11 protein-coding genes are annotated in these 20,048 nt (G+C 45.3%); 8 read left to right on the top strand and 3 right to left on the bottom strand.

Annotation, left to right across the window (positions count from 1 at the left end):
- Positions 1-67: 67 nt before the first annotated feature.
- The 6 genes from AC59IL_RS25495 (at position 68) to AC59IL_RS25520 (ending at position 10,310) form a co-directional block, all read left to right on the top strand.
- Complete coding sequence (locus AC59IL_RS25495) at positions 68-2,614, top strand: alpha-L-arabinofuranosidase family protein (protein WP_496555041.1); 2,547 nt, start codon at positions 68-70, stop codon at positions 2,612-2,614.
- Between the two features lie 368 nt (positions 2,615-2,982).
- Positions 2,983-6,183, top strand: a complete 3,201-nt coding sequence (locus AC59IL_RS25500; protein WP_496555042.1) for a SusC/RagA family TonB-linked outer membrane protein — start codon at positions 2,983-2,985, stop codon at positions 6,181-6,183.
- A gap of 34 nt (positions 6,184-6,217) precedes the next feature.
- Positions 6,218-7,723 carry a RagB/SusD family nutrient uptake outer membrane protein gene (locus AC59IL_RS25505; RefSeq protein WP_496555043.1) on the top strand — a complete coding sequence of 502 codons (1,506 nt, stop codon included), beginning with the start codon at positions 6,218-6,220 and terminating at the stop codon, positions 7,721-7,723.
- Positions 7,724-7,807: 84 nt separating this feature from the next.
- Entirely contained in the window at positions 7,808-8,461 is a 654-nt protein-coding gene (locus AC59IL_RS25510) for a hypothetical protein (RefSeq protein ID WP_496555044.1), read from the top strand.
- A gap of 238 nt (positions 8,462-8,699) precedes the next feature.
- Positions 8,700-9,677, top strand: coding sequence for a hypothetical protein (locus tag AC59IL_RS25515; protein ID WP_496555045.1), 978 nt, complete (start codon positions 8,700-8,702; stop codon positions 9,675-9,677).
- 252 nt (positions 9,678-9,929) lie between these two features.
- Positions 9,930-10,310, top strand: coding sequence for a hypothetical protein (locus AC59IL_RS25520; RefSeq protein WP_496555046.1), 381 nt, complete (start codon positions 9,930-9,932; stop codon positions 10,308-10,310).
- A 167-nt stretch (positions 10,311-10,477) separates the two neighbouring features.
- Here AC59IL_RS25520 and AC59IL_RS25525 read toward each other — a convergent pair whose 3' ends face one another.
- Positions 10,478-11,047 carry a DNA alkylation repair protein gene (locus tag AC59IL_RS25525; protein ID WP_496555047.1) on the bottom strand — a complete coding sequence of 190 codons (570 nt, stop codon included), beginning with the start codon at positions 11,045-11,047 and terminating at the stop codon, positions 10,478-10,480.
- Positions 11,048-11,476: 429 nt separating this feature from the next.
- On the opposite strand from AC59IL_RS25525, the gene AC59IL_RS25530 reads away from it, so the two are divergent.
- Positions 11,477-13,777 carry a GH92 family glycosyl hydrolase gene (locus AC59IL_RS25530; protein WP_496555048.1) on the top strand — a complete coding sequence of 767 codons (2,301 nt, stop codon included), beginning with the start codon at positions 11,477-11,479 and terminating at the stop codon, positions 13,775-13,777.
- Between the two features lie 343 nt (positions 13,778-14,120).
- Here AC59IL_RS25530 and AC59IL_RS25535 read toward each other — a convergent pair whose 3' ends face one another.
- Together AC59IL_RS25535 and AC59IL_RS25540 are read right to left on the bottom strand one after the other, a co-directional pair.
- Positions 14,121-14,492, bottom strand: a complete 372-nt coding sequence (locus tag AC59IL_RS25535) for a hypothetical protein (protein ID WP_496555049.1) — start codon at positions 14,490-14,492, stop codon at positions 14,121-14,123.
- Positions 14,493-14,509: 17 nt separating this feature from the next.
- Positions 14,510-16,525, bottom strand: coding sequence for a beta strand repeat-containing protein (locus AC59IL_RS25540; protein ID WP_496555050.1), 2,016 nt, complete (start codon positions 16,523-16,525; stop codon positions 14,510-14,512).
- A 466-nt stretch (positions 16,526-16,991) separates the two neighbouring features.
- Between AC59IL_RS25540 and AC59IL_RS25545 the strand changes: the two genes are divergently transcribed.
- Complete coding sequence (locus tag AC59IL_RS25545; protein WP_496555051.1) at positions 16,992-20,048, top strand: ligand-binding sensor domain-containing protein; 3,057 nt, start codon at positions 16,992-16,994, stop codon at positions 20,046-20,048.

Here is a 20,048-nt window from a genome sequence, read left to right on the forward strand (position 1 = left end):
TACCGGTTACCAGTTTCCGGGACCCGGTATCCGGTAACCGGTAACCGGTAACATAAGTAAAACTAACATGAGATTACAATTTAACCTTCTGCTGATATGTTTATTCGGGGTAGCTACTGCTAATAGCCAGTACAAAGCCAGCATTTCAATTGATGCTTCAAAAACAGGGGCAACCGTTTCACCGGCTTTGCATGGCGTTTTTTTTGAAGAGATCAGTCATGGTGGCGAAGGCGGTTTGTATGCCGAACTGATACAGAACCGTGGATTTGAAGAAAGCGTATTGCCGCATGGCACCACGCTGGTAGATGGTTTTATTGTACCCGATAAATCGCCCCATTACAATTTACCCAATAACCAGGTCAGCGACTGGAAGCTGGAATGGCCGCTGAAAAGCAAATGGCCCGCGTGGCATTTATTGAAAGAGGATGAAAGCATGTCGCTGGCATTAACTGATGAACATCCGTTAAACAAGGCAACGCCCCATTCGCTGCAGGTAACTATTAACAAGCCATCATCCAATGCATTGGTGAACGAAGGGTTCTGGGGTATCAATACTATTAAAGGAGAAGTCTATAATCTAAGCTTTTACATAAGGGCCGATAAACAATTTCAGGGACCTGTTGTAGCATCGCTGCAGGCCAGCAAAGGCACTGTACTGGCATCGCATACCTTCACCACCATTGTCAACAGCGAATGGAAAAAATATTCCTGTGCGCTGCAGCCAACACAAACCGATGGCAAGGCAAAATTGGTGTTGTCGTTCGGCGGCAAGGGAACCGTGTGGCTTGATTTTGTTTCTTTATTTCCTGTCAAAACATTTATGAACCGCAAGAACGGATTGCGTAATGATCTGGCGCAATATATCGCTGATCTGCATCCTGCTTTTGTACGCTGGCCGGGCGGTTGTTTTGTTGAAGGTATCAGTGTGGCCAATACGCCCGACTGGCAAACCAGTATCGGTCCGGTGGAGCAACGGGCGGCTACCTACAGTCCCTGGGGCTATTGGAGCAGCAATGGCTTTGGTTATCACGAATACCTGCAGTTTTGTGAAGATATCAAAGCCGATGCGTTGTATGTTTTTAACATCGGCGTATCGTGCGAATACCGCAGCGGCAATTATGTGCCCGACGATCAGGTTGATTCGGTGATTGGTCATGTGCTCGATGGCATTGAATATGCGGTTGGGCCGGTAACTTCAAAGTGGGGCAAGGTGCGGGCCGCCAACGGACATCCCAAACCATTTCCATTAAAGTATGTTGAAGTAGGCAATGAGCAGCATGGTCCGCGCTATGCAGCCCGGTACAATATCTTTTACAATGCCATTAAATCAAAATATCCGCAACTGAAGCTAATTGCCAGCATGGGCATTGGCGATGTGAACCGCCATACGCTCGACAGCATGAAAAAAGTTGATATTGCCGATGAACATGCCTACAAACCTGCCTTCTGGGCCATGCGCAATACCGATCATTTTGATAAATACAAACGCGGCAACTGGGATATGTATGTGGGCGAATATGCCACGAACAGTGGTGTAGGCGCCGGCAATATGACCGCCGCTTTATCTGATGCGGTGTATATCATGAGCATGGAACGCAACAGCGACCTCGTAACCATGAGCAGCTATGCGCCGCTTTTTGTAAATGTAAATGATATTGACTGGCCTGTGAACCTGATCAACTTCGATGCATCAAAAAGCTTTGCCCGGATATCCTACTATGCCATCAAAATGTTTGCTGAGAACAGGGCTTCTGTAAATCTGCACCTGTCCACTACGGTAACGCCGCCTGCTATTAAAAAGCCTTTATTTACCGGCAGCATCGGCCTGGCTACCTGGGATACACAAACGGAATATGCCGATATACAAATCATTCAAAACAATAAAACGGTTTATACAAGCGATTTTAAAAACAAGGCATCAGAGTGGCAGCTGCCAAGAGGTGAGTGGAAGGCTACCGACAGCAGTCTGGTACAAACCGCCATGGGCGAACAACGCCTGGCCTGGTTAAAAGACCACTCATTCGATATCTATACCCTGAAATTAAAAGCGAGAAGGGTAAGCGGTTACAATGCGTTTATTATTCCGTTTGCAGTAAAGAACGACAGTGTGCAACTGCGCGCCCATATCGGCAGCTGGCTGAACAGCCATTGTGTGTTTGAAAGCGTAAACGATGCCTTTGATGTAACCGGCATTACCAACCAGTTTAAACTGGATAAACCCATCGAAACCGGCCGCTGGTACGATATCACCATAGAAGTGGGTGTTGATAAAGTTGACTGCTATCTCGATGGTAAATTATTGATGACCTACACCGAACCGCCAAAATTCTTCGCCATTGCAGGTAAAGAGGCAACCACCGGCGATATCATTCTAAAAGTGGTCAATGCATCGGCAGATGCATGTACTACCCATATTTCGTTGGATAATATGCAAACCGTACAACCCGAAGCCACCCTCATTACCTTACAGGCGTCGGATGGCAATGCCGAAAATTCTCTCGAACATCCACAGCAATACATACCCGTTGTAAAAAAGATAGCCGGGATTACTTCGTCTTCCAATTTTAGTTTTCAACCCTATTCAATAAACGTAATTCGCATGCATTCGCGGTAGGGGCGCCAGCGCCCTGAAATGCAGTAGCGCTAAGAGCTTAAAAGAGAAAAAGAGATAAAAGAGAAGTTCGTTTTTATTTCAATAATTTTCGGCTTCCTGTATAAACACAGGGTTTTTACAAAAAAGCCACTCTTTTTTCTCTTTTTACTCCTATATCCTCTTAGCTAAAAAAAGAGACGCGCGAAGCGCGCTCGTTGAAAAGCACAACATGCTAAAATTCGTAAACAGGTAAGCAATACCCGTTTGTTGCTTTCAAATAAACATAGGTAAATTTAATTGTAAATATCACACATATAAATTTATTGCTATTGTAAGTTTCGTGTGATAGTAAACGATTGGCCATTTAACCAAAACCAAACTATTCTGCTATGACACAATCCGCAAGGCGGCTTCTGCTGTTTGTCTGGGCATTTCTGTGGCTGTTGCCGCACCTGTATGCACAAAATGCCCAAATCGTAAAGGGCATTATTAAAGACGAAAAAGGAAACCCGGTTATCGGCGCATCTATAACCGAAAAAGGTCAGCCCGATAACGGCACTTCTTCCGCGAACGATGGCAGTTTTACTTTAACATTGAAGGGCACTTCACAAAAACTCATCATTACCTTTATCGGTTATGCCAGGCAGGAAATAAAAGCAGGCGAAGGCATGCTGACGATCAAACTAACGCCCGACGATAAATCGATGTCGGATGTGGTGGTGATCGGCTACCAGAGCCAGAAACGACGAAATGTAACAGCCGCCATTTCTACGGTCGAAGGAAAAGATATTGCCAATATTCCCCAGAGTAGCTTCGATCAAACCCTGCAGGGACGCCTGGCGGGTGTAAGCGTATTATCAAGCACCGGCGAGCTGGGAGCAAAACCCAGTATTGTAATACGTGGCGCCACGAATATCGATTACAGCAATGCCAATGGCGGCAATACCGGTCCGCTATATGTGATCGACGGCGTTATATACGATGTGAATGCCATTGGCAGCTCGTACAGCAATTCGAATCCGCTGAGTTTGATCAATCCCAATGATATTGAATCGATCGATGTACTGAAAGATGCTTCTGCTTCGGCCATCTATGGCGCACGTGCGGGCAACGGGGTGATCATCGTTAAAACAAAAAGCGCCAAAACGGGCCGGCCGCAGATCACCGGTTCTGCATATGCCGGTATAACCACCCGGCCTGCTTTCAGGGATGTATACATCGGCAATGCCGAAAGGGCGTTAAAGCTCGATCTGTTAAATGCACAATTGCCTTATACCAATATTCAGCAGGGACAAGTGCCGGTACAGTTAACCGATAGTTTGAATCCTGCCTTTAATAACAGCGTCGATTGGCAGGGACTGATCGTTCGCAATAATGCCGTTGTTCACAGCCAGGATGTTGCTATTGCCGGTTATTTTTCCAGCAACAATACTTATCGTTTATCATTCAATCATTACAGTGAGCAGGGCGTTATCAACGGTTTTTCGCTCGACAGGCTGGCGCCGCACCTGAATGTGAAGATCCGTCCGGTGAAAGGGTTGGGTATATCAACAGATATTATGATCAGTTCAGAAAAACGAAAACATGGAGTAGGAGGGTCAACAGGCGCTTTGTTCAATTCATGGAACTTCCCTTCGTCGTTTGTGCAATTAACGCCTGAACAAAAAGCTGTTTTTGAAGGAAGCAAAAGTTATTACGACGATAATCACATTTTTACTATTGTTGGATCGGTATACCTTACTGATACCCTTTTGCGTAATCTGGTGGTGAACAGCAACTTTTCGGCTTACAACTACAATGATAAATATGCCTGGTTTTCACCGGTTGAATTAAACGGTTTGCAAAATACAGCCAACGATGTGAATGCAACCAATCCCTCCTGGTCGTTCGAAAATTATCTAACCTACGAAAACAGGTTCAAAAAGCACCATATTGCGGTAGCAGCGGGTACTTCTTCATACAGCAACAAACAATCATTTACGAATGCGTATGCCAAGGGCATCAATGTTACCGGCATCACCACATTGCAAACGGTTCCTCCGGGCGCCAACCTATATGTGTCAACCAGTTTTGAACGCAAAACAACGGTGTCGTATTATGGCCGGCTGCTGTACGATTACGATGGAAAATATTTATTGACAGCTTCGTTACGACGGGATGCCAGCAGCATTTACAGTTCTTCATACCGGTGGGGTACCTTCCCGTCGTTTTCAGCGGGTTGGATAGCTTCTGACGAAAACTTCTTTGAACCGCTAAAAGGTGTGGTCAATCTTTTTAAAGTAAGGGCAAGCTGGGGTGTTACCGGTAACGATCCCGGCAGCTGGTATGCCAAATACCAAACCTTATACAACGATGCCAGTTATTTGTTAAGCACTACCGGAACTTTAGACAGCTATGGGGCTAACGTATACCTGACCGGTACGCCATCAACCTATAACGGCACTTCTGTTATTTCGCCTTTTCCGTATGGCAGCGGCATTTACAATTATGGCGTAAGCTCAAGCAACAGCGTACGATGGGAAAGATACCCCCAGCTTGATATCGGTGCAGATATTGAACTGTTCAACGGGCGTATAGGTATGGTGGTTGATGCGTACCAGAAAGATGCCAATGATAAATATTTCTACAATATACCGGCGCAGGTTTCTACAGGCTATGCCTATTATTCGGGTAACTATGTAAATGTAAGGAACCGCGGACTCGAAATAGCGATCAATTCAAGGAACCTGTCGCCTAAGTCGAAGTTTCAATGGAATACCAACTTCAATATTTCATTCAACGATAACTTTGTAACCAAACTGCCCAATGGCAACAGGGATTTCATATTTGGTCCGTCGTGGTTTCAGCAAACGCTTACTTATGGCCAGCCCTTATTCAATTTCAAGGTGTACCAGATAGACGGTGTATATGCCACCGATGCTGAAGTGCCGGTTGATCCCATTACGGGTAAAAAGCAAACCTTTCAGGGAGTGACTTTAGGGGCAGGCGATCCGAAATACATCGATAACAATGGCGATTACAATATCAATTTCGACGACAAGGTCATTGCCGGCAACCCGATGCCCAAAGTAACCGGCGGTTTTGGCAATACGTTTTCTTACAAAGGGTTTAGTTTGAACGTTTTTTGTTCATTCGTTACAGGCAGAAAGATCTTCAATGGTTATTTGTCGGATTATTTAAACGGCAGCAGAGCGTACCAGGGGTGGGGAAGTGTTTCGGGCCCTGCCGCCATTACCAACCTGCTCGATCAGTTTTGGGTGAGCCCTGGCGACCGAACAAAATTTCCACGTCTTGTATATCCCAACGGTACGCAGCAGGACCCGTGGAATATTGCCAGTTCTTACTTTGTTGAGAACGGAAGTTTTTTGAAAGTAAGGAACATTACACTGAGCTATAATTTTCCCGCCCAGTGGCTACGGCCTATAGGTCTTAAGCGATTGAACATATATGGCATGGCCGACAATGTGCACACCTGGAAGAAGAGTAAGATAATACCCGATCCCGAGCTGGTAGATCCTACCACCGGTTCGGCCAACGTCGTGTATCCAACTGCGTTGAAATTTACACTGGGTGTAAATTTTGAATTCTGATGAAACCATTTCTTCCTGCATCAAAACAACTACAATGAAAACCAAACATATTACACTGCTTGCAACCGCAGTCATAATAACTTTTTCATCGTGCAAAAAATTTCTGGATCAAAACCCGTATAGTCAGGCAACCGATCAAACCACCTGGAAAACCGAAGCGGATGCCAATGCATCGGTAGCCGCCTGCTATTCGCTGATCCGTTCGGCCTTCAATGCGGCCATTACTTATTATACGTATGGCGATCTCGTTGCAGATGAGTTTACCGCCATTCCGGGTGGTGATGGCGCCTATACTGATGTATTGAATATTAACTGGGGCATAGGCATACCGGCTGCCAACACCTATGATCCACGGTTAAAGCTCAGGTTGTATACAAACTTTTATGCGGCCATTGCGCAAAGCAACCGCTGCCTGTATTTTATAAACAATATGCCGGTAAGCGTATTCGCCGGTAGTACCGATGCCGCGAAACAGGCTACCCGCAACAAATACCTTGGCGAAGCTTATTTTACCCGCGCTTTCACTTACTTCTATATAGCACGCGTATGGGGCGATGTGCCGCTGGTGACCACGTATAACTCAGATGCCTCAACGGCTGCACAGTTGGCGCGATCACCGCAGGCCGACGTACTGAAACAGGCCATAGCAGATGCAAACCAGGCGATCGCGTATCTCGACTGGAAAGACAATGCATCGGCCGACAGAGTGGTGCGGGGCGACAAAGGCGCAACGTATGCCTTGCTGGCGCATATATATGCCTGGATGGGCGATTATGATAATTGCAATAAGGCCTGCGACGAAGTTATTAATAAGGGCCACTATGATAAGACCGGATACATGAATATATTCAAAGGCCAGTCGTCGGAAGGCATCTTTGAAATTGCACAAAATGCGTCGACCGAAAGCAACAATGCCAAAGATGTGTATACCATTACAGGTGTAACGCTGATGCCTCCGTATATCAGCAATAATGCCACACAACCTGCCTGGCTGTTAAACACGAGCCTTATCGATTCCCTTTATAAGGATACGAACGATGTAAGGTTAAAAGCTTTCGTATCGGTGAACAGCGGCAGTACTACGGTGTACGAATGCATCAAATATGCCAACATTCAAAACGTAAACAACAACACGAACTACCAGATAGCACTGAACAACATCATTGTTTTTCGTTTGAGCGATATTAAGTTGCTGAAAGCCGAAGCGCTGGCGGCAAAACCGGCGCCCGACGAAGCAGGCGCGCTGGCCATAGTAAATGATTTGCGGGGCGACAGAGGCATTACAGTCCCCATTACCGGTGTTTCGGGTAATGACCTGTTGTATACCATCAGCGATGAACGCGGCAGGGAATTGTTCCTTGAAGGCCATCGAACCTTTGATCTGATAAGAACAGAAAGACTTACCGGTAAGCAACAGTTGCCTAATATAACACATGCTGAGTTTGTGGGCGGCAAGTACTACTGGCCGGTAGATCCAACGCTTTTTTTGACGAATGCTAATTTGAAGCAAACTACATTCTGGGTTGGGAAAGTTAAGTAAAGAACAAGTTACAAGTTACAGGTTACAGGTTTCAGGTTACAAGGTAACTGGGTGTAAAATCTTAATAAGATTAAAAACAGTACAATGAAAAATAAAAACAACTATATAATAATAAGTCTGCTGCTGTTGATGGGTTTTGCAGCGTGCAAAAAAGACAACTATCTGACTGATGGCGGGCTGGCGCAGGAGAAAACGCCGTATTCTACTTACGATTATTTAAAGAGCCATAAGTACGCGTATTTCGATACGGTGATCCTAATGATCGATCATTATAATTTAAAGGATACCGTAAATAAAGCAGGCACTTTTTTCGCGTTTACCGATTTTTCGGTGAATACGTTGATGAGCACCCTGCAGGTATCCTCGCTTGATAGTCTCTATACAAAGGTTACTTCGAAATTATTTACACAGTACATGTTTGCCGATAGCAGTCTGACCCTAGCCAACGCAACTACTGCTTCAATTGCGCATGCCAACTGGGCCAACAGCGGAGCGGCTTTATCGGCCATTAAAAAAACAGAAGGCAGCTATGGCGTGTACCTGGCGAATCTTGCGCCGAACTACAGTTATTATACGCTGCAATATGTAAAAGTAAACGGCGTGATCGACGGCTCGCAAAATGCGCCGCCCGGCGATACGGCCGATCTGGCCATTCCCTGTCAAACTACGGGTATTAAAACGAGTTCGGGAACTACGTTGCATGTGCTGGCGAATACTGCGCCGCTGAATAAGCTTTGAGGGATTTGTACTCTCTTTTAAACGCCCTTCGGGCGTTCCTCTTTTTTAAGCTAAGAGCAATAGGAGTAAAAAGAGGAAAAAAGAGAAGGTTTATAGATTATCAAAATTTTGTGAAATATTAATAGCTCTTTTTTCTCTTTTATACTCTTAGCGTCCTGAGCGGAGCCGAAGGGCTGCATTCAGGGGCGCTTGCGCCCAAAAGAGAATAAAGAGAAGGCTATTTAAAAAATTAAACAACATGCGTATAAATAAATATTCTGTATTGCTACTGGCATCAATAGCCGTATGCAGTATTTTTTACGGATGCAAAAAGCAGGAGGTAGGTTTTCTCAGCGATAATTTGTATTACCTCGAAAATCCTTTTACGGTGCAGCAGGGTATTACTATCACGTCGTCGAGCATGGTGGCAGATGGTTCATCATTACCACTGCAAACAACCTTACTGGCCATCAGAAATAAAACAACAGGCAAGCGGGTCGACAGTATGTTCCTGAAACCGCAAACCATTACCGTGTATACAGGAACGGTTACTTATATGGATACAACCGAAGCCCTGTTGCGCTCCAAGATAAAAGACAGTGTGGTGGCTCCTTTCAGCATAAATAGTCTGGGTGGCCGTTTGCAGTTTACGCAAAGCTCAAAGTATGTTGATCCGGGTGTTTATACCATAGATGTAAGCGCCACCAATGTACGGGGCACCAAATTGCTGAACGATATCTGCGATATTGTTGTTACGCCTATATCATCTATCGATACCATTCTGTTTAAATCATGGTCAACCTCTGATGCCGCCGGTAATTTTTACGGCGTGCCCGATCCGCTGAATATAACTATCACTCATAATGAGGCCGGACCGGCGAAAATAGTATTTAAATTTTTAGATAAGAACGGAACGCCGTTTAGTCCGGCTAACGGCGAAGTGGTACCTCGTGTTGGACGGCCTTCCTTTAAAGACTGGAATCCGTTTTATCCGCCGGTTGCAACCGACACCTCGCTTGAGTTTAAGTACCTCGCCGGTATTCCCAGAATACCTGCTTATTCGAATACAGTTATCGCCAACGGCACATCCTGGACCGATGGGATCACCTATTACCAGGTGCCGGCAAAATATACCGATATTAACCTGAATGTAAATTCCATATTAACAGCGCAGTTCTATGTTACCAAAGGAACGTATATCATAACTTATTACTTAAGCAACGTAGTTCGGAAATAGGGGAGGTGCCATTCGGCACCAAATGTTGGTAGAATGGGTGTGCGTGTTGAGGCCGTCCCGTAGGGACGAAATAAGGAGTGCTATATGGGAGTTTTTGATTGTGTTTGAGGTATATTTGTCATCAATGTCATGGCTACGATGTCGTGTCCCTACGAGACGATATAAAAACATCCCATATATTTTACCGATATTCTGTGCCTGACGGCACTGTTGAGCAAACTGCTTCTTAACAAAACGACAAAAACAAGCCATATGCAGGACATCATCAAAAAGTTCAAATTTAAAGACAGCGGCGTGGTTATTAACGCGCCGGCTGCTTTGGAAAAAGAATTTGTGAAGATGGGTTTCAAAACCGCATTCGATAAAAAGGCCAAAAGCGCCAATACGCTGGTGTTTATCAATAACAACAAGGAGTACCTCGACTTCCTGCAAAAACAATTGAAGAATGTTGAACCCGACAGTGTGCTGTGGTTTGCTTATCCGAAGGGCACGTCAAAAATAAAAACCGATATCAACCGTGACACCATTCGTGTAACCGGTGAAGAATTTAATATCACCACAGTAACGGCGATTTCAATCGACGATACGTGGAGCGCTTTGCGGTTCAGGCCGGTTGATAGGGTGGGGAAGTGATATCTCGTAAGGGCGCCAGGGCGCGTAAAAGGATCATTTGTATTTGGGGTATTATCCGTCACTAATATTGAATAGCGAATATTGAATGTAGAATGTTGAAGTAAAAAAACATTCACTTTGTTTTACTTCGATATTCGACATTTATCATTTAATATTCATTATTGGCCTCATTTCCCCTTCTCAAAATTTCTTTGTATCCAGGCTACCGCTTTTTTCACATAATACTCCTTATCGTTTTGCAGCGTTTTTACCAGTTGTTTGATCTCCGTATGCTGGTCGCTGTGACGCGTGTACCATTCTACCATTACCAGCGATAGTCTTCGTTGCCAGGGATCTTTTGACCGGCTAAATTCATGGGCAATAGCAAATATTTCATCCCGGTGTGTTTTTACAATGCCCCGAAAAAACTGCATGCCAAGTCCGTCGCATACGGCCCAGTTGTCGATGCTTTGGGCAAATTGTTTAAACAGTTTTATGGTTAATGCAGGGTCGGTTTTGCCTGTTTTCTCAACGATCTTTATAGCTATTATTTTTTCTTCCAGCGCACCGGAGTCCCATAGTGCTGCGGCCAGATCAAATGAATAACTTTTATACTGCTTTGCCAGTGCATTTAGTTCAGGCGTTTTTACACCGTATATCTTTTGACGGCCGGGCACCATCTTTTCAAAAAAAGCGATGTTGTTTTTATCTCCTTTTTGAGTGAGCGTTTTTTGTATTTCTGTTAGCTGTTGCGACATACTATTTCAAAATACTGTTTCTGATTGTTGCTTTTTTGCCCTGGCGGCTATGGGGCATTTGATAAAGGTAGTAAAACGAGAATGTCATTTAGTTAGGGATTTTTTTATTTCTCGCAAAGGCACAAAGGCGCAATAAATTCACTTTTCTGCCTTTAAGCACGCCTATCTTCTGCTAACTACCTATTCAGGCAAAAAAAATTAAGGACGCGAAGAAGTCGCTTCGCGCCTTTGCGAGACATTCTTTACTAAACGACATTGACACGCAGGTAGCAAAACAAAATTAGCTGATGCCAAATGTAAAAAAACAGCAACTTTGCGGCGACCCACCCCTTCGGCACTCCTCCCCCCACCGGGGGAGGTCGGGAGGGGGGGCTTCAAACCTTCTCCTTTTTACAGTATATAGTATACAAGACCTAAACAGCACACACTATGATCAATTCCCGCAAAGGCAACAGTCCCTTATTGGTAGCGGCCCTGATAGTATTGTTCATTGTTTCCTGCCGGTCGGTTCAGCAGGCATCACTTAACGACCAGCCCGATTTTGTTCAGTATGTAAATCCCTATATCGGCACCGAAGGACATGGACACGTGTTTCTCGGAGCCAACATTCCGTTTGGCGCTGTGCAGCTCGGTCCATCGAATATCATGCAAACCTGGGATAAATTCAACGGGTGGGACTGGTGCAGCGGCTACAACTATATCAGCAAAGAAATACTCGGATTTACCCATACGCACCTCAGCGGTACCGGTATCGGCGATCTGAACGATATATTGGTTTGTCCGGCTAATGGTGTTTTGCAAACAAACCCTATGCCCTTCAATAAACCCGACAGCGGCTATGGTTCTTATTATACGCACGATAATGAAATAGCAAAGCCCGGCTATTATAAAGTATACCTCGATAAATACAAAGTACAGGCCGAGCTTACGGCCTCGGAAAGAGTAGGCTTTCATCAGTACAAATACGAAAAAAGCGACAGCGCGCATTTGCTGGTCGACCTGAGTTTCGGCATGGGTTGGGATGCGCCGGTTGCCACATATATAAAAAAAGTAAACGACACCCTGTTCACCGGTTATCGCTTTAGTACCGGATGGGCGGTAGACCAGCGTGTTTATTTTGCCATGGTGTTATCGAAGCCTGTTACCTCGTATAAATTGTTTGATTCAACAGCACAGCAAACAGGCAGTGAAGCCAAAGGCAAAAAAGTAAAGGCTGCATTGTATATAGATGTAACCAAAGATTCGACCCTGAAAGTAAAAGTGGGGTTGTCGCCCGTAAGTGCCGAAAATGCGTTGGCCAACATCAATGCCGAAATACCACACTGGGATTTTAACAAAACCGTTACCGAAGCCACCGGCAAATGGAATGCAGCCCTGGGTAAAATTGCCGTTGATGCCGATGCCGACACCCGTACCGTGTTTTACACATCGCTGTATCACACCATGATGTTTCCCTCGCTGTTCAACGATCACAACGGCGATTACCTGGGCACCGATAAAAAAGTATATACGGCGCCAGGATTTAACAACTATACTATTTTCTCCTTGTGGGATACCTATCGCGGCATACAACCCTTAATGACCATCATCGAGCCCAACAGGGTGAATGATTTTATTAAATCGTTCCTGGCCATTTATAAGCAACAGGGTAAGCTGCCCGTATGGCCGTTGCAGGGCAATGAAACCGATTGTATGATCGGGTATCCGGCTGTGCCCATTATTGCCGATGCATACCTGAAAGGCTATCGCAATTATGATGTAAACCTCGCTTATGAAGCGGTAAAGCATTCGGCCATGCGCGATACCGATGGCGTACAGTTCATACAAAACATGAAATACATACCGGCCGACAGCGTTCCCGAATCGGTAGCCAAAGCCATGGAATATGCCATCAGCGACTGGTGCATAGCGCAAATGGCAAAAGACATGAACAAAAAAGACGACTACGATTATTTTTCCAAACGCGCCAAAGCCTATGCAAATTATTTTGATGCATCTACAAAGCATATGCGAGGAAGAATGGCCAATGGTGGCTGGCGCACGCCCTTCAACCCTTTCAATGCCGTGCACCGCGAAAACGATTACTGCGAAGGCAATAGCTGGCAATACACCTGGCTGGTGCCGCAGGATGTGGAAGGATTGATTGCGTTGATGGGCGGCGACAAACCCTTTCTGCAAAAGCTCGATTCGTTGTTCACGGTTCCATCTGCGCTCGATGCCAAAACATCTCCCGACATTTCCGGTATGATCGGACAATACGCGCAGGGCAACGAACCCAATCATCATATTCCTTATTTATATGCCTATGCCGGCGAGCAATGGAAAACCGCCGGGTTGATACGCCAGATTGCCGATACCTTTTTCACCAATAAGCCCAACGGATTATGTGGTAATGAAGATGCGGGGGAGATGAGTGCCTGGTATGTGTTTTCGGCCATGGGCTTTTATCCCGTTAATCCCGCCAATGGCGCCTTTGTATTCGGTTCACCGTTGATAAAAAAGGCCACCATCAAATTACCCGGCGATAAACAATTCACCATAACTGCGAACAATCAATCGAAACAAAACAAATACATTCAAAAAGCAGAGTTGAACGGACAGCCGTATACGCGTTCGTATATTCGCTATGAAGATATTATGAAAGGAGGGGAGCTGGTGCTTTACATGGGGGCAGAGCCTTCAACCCAATTTGGTGTGAAGCCTGAAGACAGGCCGAAAAGTAGTAAGTAATAAGTTGTAAGTAATACGTAAAATATTTCGAGCCTGTGGCCACAGGACAATTTACAGAGATCTGTCCCTTTTTATGACCCGCGCCTCTGCGCTGTTATCGCCATATCATATGTTACGATAGTGACGTGGTTATGGGGGGCAAAAACTTTGGCTAAATATAGATTTACGTGATGGCCATAGCCCCCGGACGAAACCAGGGGCTTGTTGTGGCTGTTTAGCATCCGACCTATATGTATGTACCTGTTATTCCTGTTTTATAATGGTAATCACTTTTTTATTGCTACCGTTCCATTCTGCTACGAGGTGATACACACCATTCGCAACAAACTGAGTTAATTTGTTACTATTGTTTTTTTATATTTTCCTGCAGTGCAGGTATTGGTTGCTGTTGCACACCCTGATCACTGGCCAGGGTTGCTTTTTTTATTGAGGTGGCTGTTTTCGTATTCATTTGATTTGCCGGGGCGGCAGCATTTGTTGTTTGCGCAAGCGGCATACCTTGTGCTATAACTGCCATGAATTTTTTTGCAGCGCCTGCATTGTTGTTATTGACAGCTACCAATGGCTTCGTTACCGGTGCATACAATACGCCGGGTTGCCGGTTATTTGTTAACTGGGCGGCGATGCTTTCGCTCGTTTTGAAATGCTGCGCCTTTACCGGTAACCAGGCTGAAAGGCAAACAGAAAAACTTACCATCATTTTAACAGGGATCATACAAGTTGCTTTAAAATTTATTTAATGCTCACCAGCACATTTATTTTTCCAATATTGGGTTCATTAAAATCCTGCAGGGCTTTGCCAAGTACTTGGCCTGTTTTTGCTTTGTTTATATCGGCCTTCATGGCCACACCGGCAAGGGAAGACGTAACCAGCATATCGCCTCTTTTTATACATCCTCCTTCGAGGCACACTTTGGTGGGAATTACACCAACAACCCCCATCGGTAATTTGTTATTGATATTTGCATCAATATGCTCTTCTGTTAGTAACAGGCCCGGCTTTGTAGCATACACGCCGGCCACCAGGGAAGAGTAAGGTTGATTTGATTTTTCAACGGTTCTGTCTTGCGAGGTAGCAATGATGAGTACATCACCAGGTTCGTAATTTTTTATTATACCGGTTACTTCAAATGCTTCGGCCATGTCGGCGCCGCTTGACTGAAAGCCGCCGTCGGCAAATACTTTACCGGTAGCATCAATACGGGCTTTATTAGCCGTGGCGGGATCGCCTTGCTTGAAAACGGCGAGGTTACCCGTGCTGTGTGTTTCAACCACAAAAACCGTATTGGTATTGCTATTATTGTAATTTACCAGCCTGGCAGCCCGCCCGGTACCAAAAGAGGGTACCCATCCATACAATGCATAGCCCGAGCCATCTATCGAAGATTCAACCCCATTACCTGTATTGGATGCATTAGCGGTAATGCCATTTCCATTTCCGTTAGCAATGGCAACAAGCGCCGAACCATTACCCGAAGCGTTGGATGCATAAAACAAACCGCCATAACCACCGGTTCCCGATGATAGTCCATACACAGCTGCCGTACCAAAGTTGGCAAACTGTGAGTTTACTTCTCCTTTTACAGCAGGCGATGTACCATTTGTATTGTTTACATAAAAATTACCGGCAATACCATTGCCTATTGTTGTAGCGGTCAATACATCGGTGGTATTGGCGGTATTAAAATTGTTTAATCGTGCAGCGCGGCCTGTGCCAAAGCCTGGGACCCATGCATACAGGGCGTTTCCCGAACCATCTATATTGGCCTCTACTGCATTTCCGTTCTTGCCCGCATTAGCGGTAATGGCATTGCCATTGCCATCGGTAAGGGCTACCAGGGCAGTGCCGTTGCCTGATGTATTGGATGCATGGAACAAACCTGCAAATCCACCGGTGCCTGATGATACACCAAAAACACCTGCTGCTCCAAAGTTGCCAAATATCGTTTTTACTTCACCCCGTACTGCGGCGGCCACACTATTGGTGCTGTTTACCAAAAAACTGGCGGCATTACCTTTTGTATTATCAGCAGGGTTGCCATTGCCGTTGCTTTCTACTTCAAACGCATTTGCTGACGTGTTGTTTGTATTCAGATTTTCGAAGCGGCCGGCTCTTCCGGTGCTGCTGGTGAATCCTACCTGCCCGTAAACCCCAATAGCACTACCGGCTGTATTGGTCGAAATAAATCCTCTCACACCATATCCCCCGCCATCGTTTCGGCCTACAACAGCGCCGGCAATATCACTGATGGTTCTTCCCGTTACGGCTTCTCCGCCATTAACATTATCAGCCAATAATCCCGCGCCACTTGTTGCACCGGTTGATCCATAAACGCCTGTATTACCGGCTCCATAGCCCGATAAAGCCACACCGGTTCCACTATTTTGCAGGGCAAACAAGGTAGCAGCAGCGTTCACCGTATTGGCATAAGGCAGCGTAAATGCGCCGGTGGTATCCAGCATCTGCATCCACCCGGTGCCGGTTTTGTAATACCAGAAACTTTTGGTGTCGGTATCATACACCCATAAACCATCTGCCGGAGACGCAATGGCGGTGCGCTGAAGCGTGGTTAAGCGCGGCGCCAGCAACCCTTTGCTGGTAGAGCTTACATCGAGCATGGCCGATGCATGCGGTGTAGCGCCTGTTGTATTGATGCTTACGCCCTGCTGTGCATGCGCGTGTGTTATGATGAACAGAAAAAATAGTGTATAAAAAGCAATTGCCGGCTTGTAAACAAAAAAGGTCATGGGGCGCTACATTTTGAAGGTTGTTGATTTGGTGATGTCTGAACCAGGTTTGTAATCGATGTACCGGATTTTTCGTCCCGCCAGGATATTGATAACTCTTGTAATTAGATCGTGCACATCCGTTAATCGTTCAAAACACCGGTTCAGCCATTTTGTACCGCTAAACTACTCGTCCACCGCATGTCTGTCAAGGCGCCTTTCGCAAGGGGTGGTTGTTATTATGTATCTGGTGGTGCAGCCGGTTATGCAGCTACTATTACCCCAAAAAAGTGTTGTTTTCACCATTTATCAGCAATAAGTCGCCAATTACGCAATAACACCGGTGAATTATGCAATGCACACCGTTCCGGTGCATGGTTGCAGCCTGTTTTCCCTGTTATTTTAGTATTTTGCCAGTTCCGAAACTGAATCATTCACACTGAGAAAATTTTGTACATACCTGCTTTGTAACCTGTTGTTTTGCCTTTTGGGCAAGATTGTAATAGCACAGCCCTTTCCCGAATTGCCTTTTCGCCACATTACTGTTCAAAACGGGTTAAGCAATAACATCGTAACCTGCATTGCCAAAGACAAACAGGGTTTTATTTGGATAGGCACCGCAAACGGATTGAACCGGTACGACGGCTACCGGATGAAACCCTATTTTCACAGCGATGCCGACAGTAATTCGTTAGGCGATAATGCCGTGCAGCGGTTATTTTTCGATAGCCGGGGACGCCTATGGATCACCACAGGAGGAGGCGTAAGCTGCTTTTATGGGGCTGCAAACCGCTTTATCAATTATTCGGTAAAAGCAACAACGGGCAGGCAATTAAAAACCAATGATGGTTCATTTGTAATGGAAGATGGAGATGGCCGCATTTTCCTGTGCCGCCAGAAGAATGTGATATTCAGGGTGCGGGATGATATGAGCCTGGAACCCATAAAAATAGCCGTGCCTCCGATTGCATTTGCCAACATAATCAAAGAAGGATATGATGGCATGAAGAAAGACAGTAAAGGCAATGAGTGGGCCATGACTGTTCACAGCATTTATTTATTAAATCATCAAACCAAACAACCGCAGCAAACATTTACGTTCGATAAAGAGCTGGGCAATGCTATATTGGGAGGCATGGCCGACGATGGAGCCGGCAACTACTGGCTGAGTACCTGGGCCAGCGGGTTGTGGCGCTTCAATCCGTGCAACCGCACCCTGGTGCAGGCAAGCGCTATACCAACCACTGATGTAGCTATATGGCATTATAATAACAATGATTGGGTGGTAGCAATAGGATTGTATGCGGGGCTGCAACTGGTAAATGCCCGCACCGGTGCTGTAAAAAAAATCGATGAAAATTCAGGCGACCCCTTTTCCATTAAAGGCAAGTCGTTTAATTACGTATTCACCGATGCGCAAAATAATTTATGGATCGGTACCGATGCAGGCGTTAATTATATAGAAACGAGCAAGACAATTTTTGATGTATACCCTGTTACCGACCCCGGCACCGGTAATTATGACCGGGAAAGATCAGAAATACCGTATAGTTTTTTTGAAGACAGTAATGAAACCTGGCTCACTAAAAGATACAAATCAACCTTTGTGTATGATCAGGATATGCACATAAAAAAGTTTTACAGCAGTTTGTATCCCCTTTCTTCTACGGTAAACCGGTGGCGCATGCAGGCCTATTATTTTTTTAAACGGCAGCAGGAGCTATTCATTAGCACCGACAGCGGGCTGGTGGTATACAACGAGGCAAATGCCACCACACAATTGTATATACCTGAAGTTGGAAACGGCGTGGATGCCGATCTTCGAACCATTGTTCCGTTGAACGAAAACGAAATAATGATCAGGGCGTTCAGTAACGGCGTATATATATTCAATACCAGCTTGAAAAAATTTACAGCACATTTCTTCAATAACGACCCTGCTGCGACCGGTTTGCCTGAACACCTGAATTATCTTTTTAAAACATCCAGGCAACAGATCTTTCTGGCAGCCGATGAGGGCAGAAGCCTGTTGAAATATATACCCGGTAACAGAACGTTTGTTCCTGTGCTGCCATTGAACGAACAACAATATAACATACAGGCCAACAGGTTCTATGGTATGGATGAAGACAGCTTGGGCAGGTTGTGGATCACCAGCGGCAATGGCATTTTTATATACAACCCCCAAACAAATGCCATTGAAGCGCATTATACCGCCAACGGAAAAATGGGCACTACATTCAGGTTGTGTTTTGATCGCTACCAAAACGTTTGGACCAGTGGCAATTCGGGCATCTGGTGCTTTGTGGTTTCAAAAAACAAATGGATTAATTTCAACGAACAGGATGGTTTGCCCGGCAACGATTATGAAGGCATTATTGCCCGCAAAAATAATGGCGACATACTGGCCGGGTTGCAGGGTGCTGTTGCTATATTTCACCCCGATAAGTTAAGCGCCATCAGCAACGAAATTCCCGTTATCATTACCGAGGCATCGGTAAACGATTCAATATGGCCGTTTGTTGATAATAAACAACTGGTGCTGCCACCGGGACAAAATTCCTTTTCGGTCGACTTTGCCGTACTGAATTATTACAACGCATCTTCGATCCAATACCTATACCAGTTAGAACCATTGATGACCGATTTTCGCACGAACAGCAATGGCCATATCAATTTTAACGGACTGATGCCGGGGCATTATACCTTGCATGTAAGAGGGGCCGATAAAGCCGGTAACATATATGCACAGTCGGCTATTTTGCAAATACACATTCAGCCCGAATGGTACCAGACCCTTTGGTTTAAAGTATTGCTGATCGCTGCAGTAGCAGGGATACTGTTGATGCTGGTACGCCGCCGCATTGCTGCCATTCAAAAAGAATCACTGTTAAAGCAAAAGATCGTAGAAACGCAAATGCAGGCGTTACGCGCGCAAATGGATCCCCATTTTATATTCAACAGTCTCAGCAGCATCGAGAATTTTATTATGCAAAACGAAAAGCGGATGGCCAGTGATTACCTGAATAAATTTGCCCGGCTGATACGCATGATACTCGACAGCAGCCGCAATGAACTGGTGCTTTTTTCAAAAGACATGGAAGCCCTGCAGTTGTATATCGACCTGGAGCAGATAAGCTGCAACAACAAGTTTACCTATAAAACAATGATCGATCCTATTTTATTAAATGAAGATTACCGGGTGCCTTCGTTGCTCATTCAGCCGTATGTTGAGAATGCCATTGTACACGGACTTACGCATAGCAAAGAAACTGATTTAACTTTAACGGTAAAGGCTGTTGTAGAACAGGACCATATAAAATATGTAATAGAAGATAATGGTATTGGTCGCAGTAAAGCGGCGCAATACCGCATCAAAAACAAACCTTTTCATAAGAGTGTAGGATTACAAATAACCGAAGAAAGAATTAATTTATTTAATGGAGCCCTCAGGGGCAACGGGTCGGTGATCATTACCGACTTATTTGATGAACAGCAAAATGCGAAAGGAACAAGAGTTGAAATCACCATTAAAGCCATTTGA

Source organism: Niastella sp. sgz303648, from assembly GCF_059587045.1.

Excerpts from the sequence above, each read along its gene's own strand:
- AC59IL_RS25495 (WP_496555041.1), top strand. The coding sequence starts at position 68 with ATGAGATTACAATTTAACCTTCTGCTGATATGTTTATTCGGGGTAGCT.
- AC59IL_RS25500 (WP_496555042.1), top strand. The coding sequence starts at position 2,983 with ATGACACAATCCGCAAGGCGGCTTCTGCTGTTTGTCTGGGCATTTCTG.
- AC59IL_RS25505 (WP_496555043.1), top strand. The coding sequence starts at position 6,218 with ATGAAAACCAAACATATTACACTGCTTGCAACCGCAGTCATAATAACT.
- AC59IL_RS25510 (WP_496555044.1), top strand. The coding sequence starts at position 7,808 with ATGAAAAATAAAAACAACTATATAATAATAAGTCTGCTGCTGTTGATG.
- AC59IL_RS25515 (WP_496555045.1), top strand. The coding sequence starts at position 8,700 with ATGCGTATAAATAAATATTCTGTATTGCTACTGGCATCAATAGCCGTA.
- AC59IL_RS25520 (WP_496555046.1), top strand. The coding sequence starts at position 9,930 with ATGCAGGACATCATCAAAAAGTTCAAATTTAAAGACAGCGGCGTGGTT.
- AC59IL_RS25525 (WP_496555047.1), bottom strand. The coding sequence starts at position 11,047 with ATGTCGCAACAGCTAACAGAAATACAAAAAACGCTCACTCAAAAAGGA.
- AC59IL_RS25530 (WP_496555048.1), top strand. The coding sequence starts at position 11,477 with ATGATCAATTCCCGCAAAGGCAACAGTCCCTTATTGGTAGCGGCCCTG.
- AC59IL_RS25535 (WP_496555049.1), bottom strand. The coding sequence starts at position 14,492 with ATGATCCCTGTTAAAATGATGGTAAGTTTTTCTGTTTGCCTTTCAGCC.
- AC59IL_RS25540 (WP_496555050.1), bottom strand. The coding sequence starts at position 16,525 with ATGACCTTTTTTGTTTACAAGCCGGCAATTGCTTTTTATACACTATTT.